General features: G+C 43.6%; 6 protein-coding genes. 5 read left to right on the forward strand and 1 reads right to left on the reverse strand.

All coding sequences use genetic code 11. From position 1 onward, the window contains the following. Positions 1-932, forward strand: a 932-nt coding sequence (locus TY15_RS22475; RefSeq protein WP_042375639.1) for a GntP family permease, incomplete at its 5' end; no start/stop codon positions are given. A gap of 25 nt (positions 933-957) precedes the next feature. Further along, positions 958-2,091: a glycerate kinase gene (locus TY15_RS22480; protein WP_040206746.1), complete on the forward strand. Its 1,134-nt coding sequence runs from the start codon at positions 958-960 to the stop codon at positions 2,089-2,091. Positions 2,092-2,205: 114 nt separating this feature from the next. Here the strand turns inward: TY15_RS22480 and TY15_RS22485 are convergent, their stop codons facing one another. Further along, positions 2,206-2,739: a GbsR/MarR family transcriptional regulator gene (locus tag TY15_RS22485; protein ID WP_040206747.1), complete on the reverse strand. Its 534-nt coding sequence runs from the start codon at positions 2,737-2,739 to the stop codon at positions 2,206-2,208. 255 nt (positions 2,740-2,994) lie between these two features. Between TY15_RS22485 and TY15_RS22490 the strand changes: the two genes are divergently transcribed. The 3 genes from TY15_RS22490 to TY15_RS22500 are packed head-to-tail and all read left to right on the forward strand — an operon-like array spanning position 2,995 to position 5,994. Next, positions 2,995-4,278 (forward strand): quaternary amine ABC transporter ATP-binding protein, encoded by a 1,284-nt coding sequence (locus TY15_RS22490; protein WP_040206748.1) that lies wholly within the window; start codon positions 2,995-2,997, stop codon positions 4,276-4,278. Then, the gene (locus tag TY15_RS22495; protein WP_040206749.1) at positions 4,244-5,098 is read left to right on the forward strand and encodes an ABC transporter permease; all 855 of its coding nucleotides are present in this window, start codon (positions 4,244-4,246) and stop codon (positions 5,096-5,098) included. The genes TY15_RS22490 and TY15_RS22495 overlap by 35 nt, the downstream gene beginning before the upstream one ends. Continuing rightward, the gene (locus TY15_RS22500) at positions 5,095-5,994 is read left to right on the forward strand and encodes a glycine betaine ABC transporter substrate-binding protein (protein ID WP_040206750.1); all 900 of its coding nucleotides are present in this window, start codon (positions 5,095-5,097) and stop codon (positions 5,992-5,994) included. The genes TY15_RS22495 and TY15_RS22500 overlap by 4 nt, the downstream gene beginning before the upstream one ends. Positions 5,995-6,557: the final 563 nt, after the last annotated feature.

Raw genomic sequence — 6,557 nt, forward strand, 5'->3', positions numbered from 1 at the left:
TCGGAGTTTTCGTCGATGTGGCCGTTATCACGGTTTCACCGATTGCTCTTGCCATTGCCAAAAGAGCAGGCATTTCAAAGACTGCTATTTTACTAGCGATGATTGGCGGCGGTAAAGCCGGAAACATTATGTCACCAAACCCAAATGCGATTGCGGCCTCGGATGCTTTTAAAGTCCCATTAACATCGATTATGGCGGCTGGAATCATCCCAGCTATTTGCGGACTTGTAGTTACGCATTTCTTAGCTAAAAAGCTTGTGAAAAAAGGTTCAGCTGTTCAAGGACAAGAAATCCAATCACATAGCGGGGGTACGCTTCCTTCTTTCTTAACGGCATTGATCGCTCCTATTGTAACGATTATTTTATTAGCCTTAAGACCATTATTCGATATAAGCATTGACCCGATGATTGCATTGCCTGTTGGCGGTATTGTGGGTGCCATTGTGATGGGCAGAGGTAAAAAAATAAATGAATATACGATTTCAGGGTTAGGAAAGATGACTGGAGTAGCGATCATGCTTCTTGGTACAGGCACACTTGCCGGGATTATCGCCAATTCTGGTTTGAAGGACGTGTTAATTGAAGGGTTAGATGCTCTTGGACTTCCAGGCTATGTTCTTGCACCTGTGTCCGGTATCTTTATGTCAGCAGCAACGGCCTCAACAACGGCGGGTACCGCTGTTGCCAGCCAGGTATTTAGTTCAACTATTTTAGGAATGGGTGTGTCCGCTATTGCTGGTGCAGCGATGATTCATGCCGGTGCAACCGTTCTAGATCACCTGCCGCATGGCAGCTTCTTTCATGCAACTGGTGGAAGTGTCAATATGGAAATAAAAGAACGTCTAAAAGTAATTCCATATGAAACAGTAGTCGGATTAACGATGGCGATTATTTCTACATTGATTTATGGTGTATTTCACATCTTTGGGTAAATAAAATTGCAGGGAGAGAGAATTTATGAAGATTGTCATTGCACCCGATTCATTTAAAGAAAGTTTAACGGCGCTTGAGGCAGCGGAGGCGATTGAAAAAGGGTTTAAACGGATACTTCCAGATGCTGAATATGTAAAAGTGCCAATGGCTGATGGCGGGGAAGGTACGGTCCAATCCCTTGTAGACGCAACAGGTGGGAAAATCATCACTAAAACAGTGACCGGGCCGCTGGGCCAGCCTGTTGATGCCTTCTTTGGAATTCTTGGGGATAAAACAACGGCTGTGATCGAGATGGCTGCGGCCTCAGGTATTCAGCTAGTGCCGGCTGATAAGCGAAATCCGCTTTTAACGACAACGAGAGGAACGGGTGAATTGATTCTGGCAGCGCTTGAACATGGAGTGAATCATATCATCATAGGAATCGGCGGCAGTGCCACTAATGACGGTGGTGTCGGAATGGCCAAAGCGCTCGGGGTCAAGCTGTTAGATCATAATGGATTGGAAATCGGAGAAGGAGGCGGCTCCCTTCAGGACCTAGCGTCTATTAATAGGGCAGAGCTTGATCCACGGTTGGCGAATACTAAGATTGAGGTAGCATGTGATGTAGATAATCCGTTAACGGGCGAAAAGGGAGCATCCGCTATTTTTGGCCCACAAAAAGGTGCCACTCCAGAAATGGTGGCACAACTGGATAAGAACCTTCATCATTACGCGACGATTATCGAGCGAGATCTAGGGAAAAAAATTAACGATGTTCCGGGGGCTGGAGCGGCAGGTGGTCTAGGGGGAGGGTTAATGGCCTTCTTATCTGCAGAGCTGAAAAGGGGTATCGAAATCGTGATTGAAGCGACCGGTCTATCAGGTATTGTCGAGGATGCAGATTTGGTCATCACTGGAGAAGGAAAGATTGATGGACAAACGATCTTTGGCAAGACTCCAATTGGGGTGGCGAAAACAGCGAAGAAATATGGAGTTCCGGTAGTGGGACTTGCCGGAAATGTAAGCAGTGATAGTTCCGTCGTTCATGAATATGGGATTGATGCGATCTTCAGCATCGTTCCAGGCGTAATCTTATTGGAAGATGCTTTTATGAATGCAGGGGAATACGTCGAGCGAACCGCTGCCAATGTAGCTGCTGTTTTTAAAGTGAAAAAATAAAGGAACTGCTGTTCAGGCAGTAACTTCTGACTCTAGAGGGACTGACCATTGTTAGGGGTCATCCCTCTTTTTTAAAAGACCATTGTAAGTTATAGAGGTGTTAAGCCGGCAACTTCAGCTATTTTTAGGAATATAGTTAAAAATCTCCTTCGATTCAAAGCTGTCCACAAGACGATTCAGCCAGTCATAGTATTCGAGAGCATCGGTTAGTTTTTCAATATCCTGTTTTGCCTCTGCGTGTACCTTGCTATCGGTCCCTTCATCTTCTACAAGTGACTGCAATTCTGCGAGCGATTTCTCCATAGCGGAAACATTAATCGAAATCCCTGTTCTCCATTTAATGGAGAAAAAGTCGATGAAGGTCTGATACCAATCTGGCTCCGCTTGATACAGGTCCTTCCTTACTCCCTTTTTCCACACCTTTCCCACCATCTTCAGTTCTAACAAACTTCGGACAGAGGTACTCATACTAGTTTTACTCATCCCAAGCTCGTCTTTCATTTCATCTAGTGTCAATGGGCCCTCCTGAAAATACAATGCCCCATATAATCTTCCAATCGATTCCGTTACTCCATATAAATTCATATTTTGAGAGATCGCTTCAATTACTCGTTCACGTGCGTGTTCTAACTTTTTTTCACCATTCATTCTGTATCACATCCATTTTATATACATGTACCTAATAAGCCTACCATGTATATTTTAAAAGTAAAGAATTCAGGAATAGAGGAAATGGGAGCATTTACAAGGAATTTTAAGAATATTATGTATTCAGTACGTACAGTTTTTTCTGTACGCGTTATACGCCCAAATTTGCCCAATTAACAACTTTGATAAACACAACAAGTTGGCAATATAATAAAAAGGTCCCGCTACTTACGTAACAGCAAATGAGGTGATCAATTGGATTCTAAAAAAATTAGCGTCCGGAATGTAACAAAAATCTTTGGGAAATCCAAAAAGGCCCTTCAGCTATTACAAGAAGGGGAACCAAAACAAAGTATATTAAAGAAAACAGGAGCGACCGTTGGGGTAAATCAAGCAACCTTTGATGTTGAGGCTGGGGAAATCTTTGTCATCATGGGGTTATCAGGAAGCGGTAAATCTACTCTTGTCCGTATGCTTAACCGGTTAATCGACCCGACGGACGGCGAAGTGTTGATTGACGGTATTGATATCGTAAAAATGAAAAAAGAGATGTTAAGAGATGTCCGCCGTCAAAAAATAAGCATGGTCTTTCAAAAATTTGCTCTTCTCCCCCACCGAACCGTTTTAGAGAATACAGAGTATGGTTTAGAGGTCCAAGGAGTTCCAAAAGAAACGCGAATTGAAAAAGCGATGACTGCTTTAAAGCTTGTGGGACTAGAGGGATATGAATTCCAGTTTCCTAAACAATTAAGCGGCGGAATGCAGCAAAGAGTGGGATTAGCAAGAGCCTTGGCCAATGATGCTGATATTTTACTTATGGATGAAGCCTTTAGCGCATTGGACCCTCTGATTCGTAAAGATATGCAGGATGAGCTGCTCGAGCTTCAATCAAACATGAAAAAAACCATTGTGTTTATTACCCATGATTTAGATGAGGCCCTACGAATCGGCGACCGTATTGCCCTTATGAAAGATGGTTCTATTGTCCAAATCGGAACACCTGAAGAGATCCTCATGAATCCATCGAACGACTATGTCGAGAGATTCGTGGAGGATGTGGATTTATCCAAGGTATTAACCGCTGGGCATGTCATGAAACGGGCAGAAGCTGTATCCGTCGAAAAGGGGCCACGAGTTGCCCTGCAAATGATGAAGGATTTAGGGATTTCAAGTATCTACGTCGTTGATCGAAAAAAGCAATTACTCGGTGCTATAACGGCTTCAGATGCAAAAGAGGCAATGGACCGGAACAAAGGAATCATAGACATTTTACAGGCTGGTGTTTCGACCGTCACACCTGATACATTGCTAACCGATTTATTCGAGAAAGTTTCGATTGCAACCATTCCAGTGGCAGTTGTTGATCATAAGCAGCGGCTAAATGGAATTCTTGTTCGAGGTGCGGTCATTGGAGCGTTAGCTGGAAACAATGATTCCATTAACCATTTTGAACAAGCACAAGTTGAGACAGCAGTTGACCAAGAAGACAAGGAGGTGAAATCACATGGAACAATGGTTCCCCAAAATCCCAATAGCTGATTGGGTCGATACGTTTGTTAACTGGTTGACGGTTCATTTGGCAGTAGCCTTTGACGGTATCACCACCTTCCTCCAATCGATTGTGGATGGAATGGTAATTGGTTTTGGTTATATTCCTTCCTACATATTTATGATTCTTTTAACTTTACTCGCCTGGAAGGTTTCAAATAAAGGAATAGCCCTCTTTACCTTAATAGGTTTATTTTTAATCGCCAATCTTGGTTACTGGGAACCAATGCTTGAGACATTGGCACTGGTATTGACAGCCGTCATCATTTCGATTGTTTTAGGAATACCGCTTGGAATCTGGGCTTCGCAAAAGCAAATGGTGAAGCAAATTGCATCACCGATATTAGACTTTATGCAAACTATGCCTGCCTTTGTCTATCTTATTCCTGCTATTTTCTTTTTTAATATCGGGGTAGTTCCAGGGGTTGTCGCTTCCGTGATTTTTGCTATGCCGCCAACGATTCGGTTAACGATTCTCGGGATTCAGCAAGTACCGGCCGATATTATTGAGGCTACAGAAGCTTTTGGTTCTACGACAATTCAAAGATTACTTAAAGTGCAACTTCCGTTGGCAATGCCAACGATTATGGCCGGGATCAACCAAAGTATTATGCTTGCTCTTTCCATGGTTGTCATCGCCTCCATGGTCGGAGCTCCCGGACTTGGTGCCGATGTGTACCGGGCGGTTACGCAGATTCAAATTGGGAAAGGTTTTGAAGCCGGACTTTCGATCGTTGTCATTGCGATTATTCTAGACCGGGTTACTCAAAATATAGGCAAAAATAATAAACAAGGGGGAAATGCACTATGATGAAGAAATGGATGTTTCTATTATTGACAGCATTGCTGACAATAGGACTGGCTGCGTGCGGGTCTGACAAAACTACAACGGAAGACGATGGCGGGAAAACCGAGGCGTCTGTAGGAGATAGTGTCGATTATAAGATTATTGGAATTGACCCTGGTGCCGGTCTCATGAAGGCTACGGCAAAAGCAGTTGATGAATATGGCTTAGATGAATGGAAGCTTGTAGAAGGATCAAGTGCTGCTATGACAGCCTCATTGAAAAAGGCTTATGATAAAAAGGAACCGATCATTGTCACTGGCTGGACTCCGCACTGGATGTTCGCTCAATATGACTTAAAATACCTAGAGGATCCAAAGGGTGTCTTCGGGGAAGATGAAAGTATTCATACTATTGCTAGAAAAGGTTTAAAGGATGACCTTCCTGATGCCTATAAAGTTCTTGACCAATTCAATTGGACCCCGGATGATATGGGAGTGGTCATGAATGGGATTGCAAATGGGGACGATCCCGAAGAAGCCGCTGCCGAATGGGTGAAAGAGAACACTGATAAAGTAAGCGAATGGACAAACGGGGCGAGCAAAGTTGATGGTGACAAAATCACCCTTGGCTATGTCGCGTGGGATAGTGAAATTGCCAGCACCAATGTGATTGGAAAAGTCTTAACGGACCTTGGTTATAAAGTAACCCTCCTCCAAGTAGAGGCAGGTCCCATGTGGACGGGAGTCGCAGACGGAAGCTTAGATGCGCATGTAGCTGGCTGGTTGCCATCAACCCATGCAGATTATTACAAAAAATATGAAGGCAAATTCGAAGACCTCGGTGAAAACCTGGAAGGGACCAAACTAGGACTCGTCGTACCTGCCTATATGGACATTGACTCTATCGAAGATTTGAAATAATAACAAAGAGACTGACTCAAAAGTAGTTGAAACGATAACTACATTGAGTCAGTTTTTTTATAATATAATTTATAAGTTTTGACTTAGAGAAATGTCCAGCTCAAGAAGCTCCGCTTATTTACCCCCGAAACGGGCCCCATTCTGTATTTAACCGGAAAAGCTCCGCTTATTACTTTCGTTGGTTACTCAATGGATTTGGCCTATCATTTCACATTGGCTTTTTCACAACTCCAGCCATGTTTTCATGGGAAAAATGTGGTGGAGAAATGTACCCGGAGTATTATAAAGGAGTACATTTGAATAGAGTACATGTTATCGGATATTCACATAACAAAAGACTAAGTTAAAGCTCAAGATTGATTTTTTACACTCTGTTGATTGGAGCGGAAGGTGCTTGACTCCTGGGGGATTAGCGTTACAGGCGAGACCCCGCAGGAGCTTGCGACGAGGAGGCTCGGCGAACGCCCCCCGGAAAGCAAGCACCTGGAGCGGAAATCAACAGACTTTTTTGATAGAGCCAAACCAAAAAGGACCGGGCGGTTTTTGCCCGGTTTTTCTTAAAA

The organism is Neobacillus jeddahensis, assembly GCF_000612625.1.
GTDB lineage: Bacteria > Bacillota > Bacilli > Bacillales > Cytobacillaceae > Neobacillus > Neobacillus jeddahensis.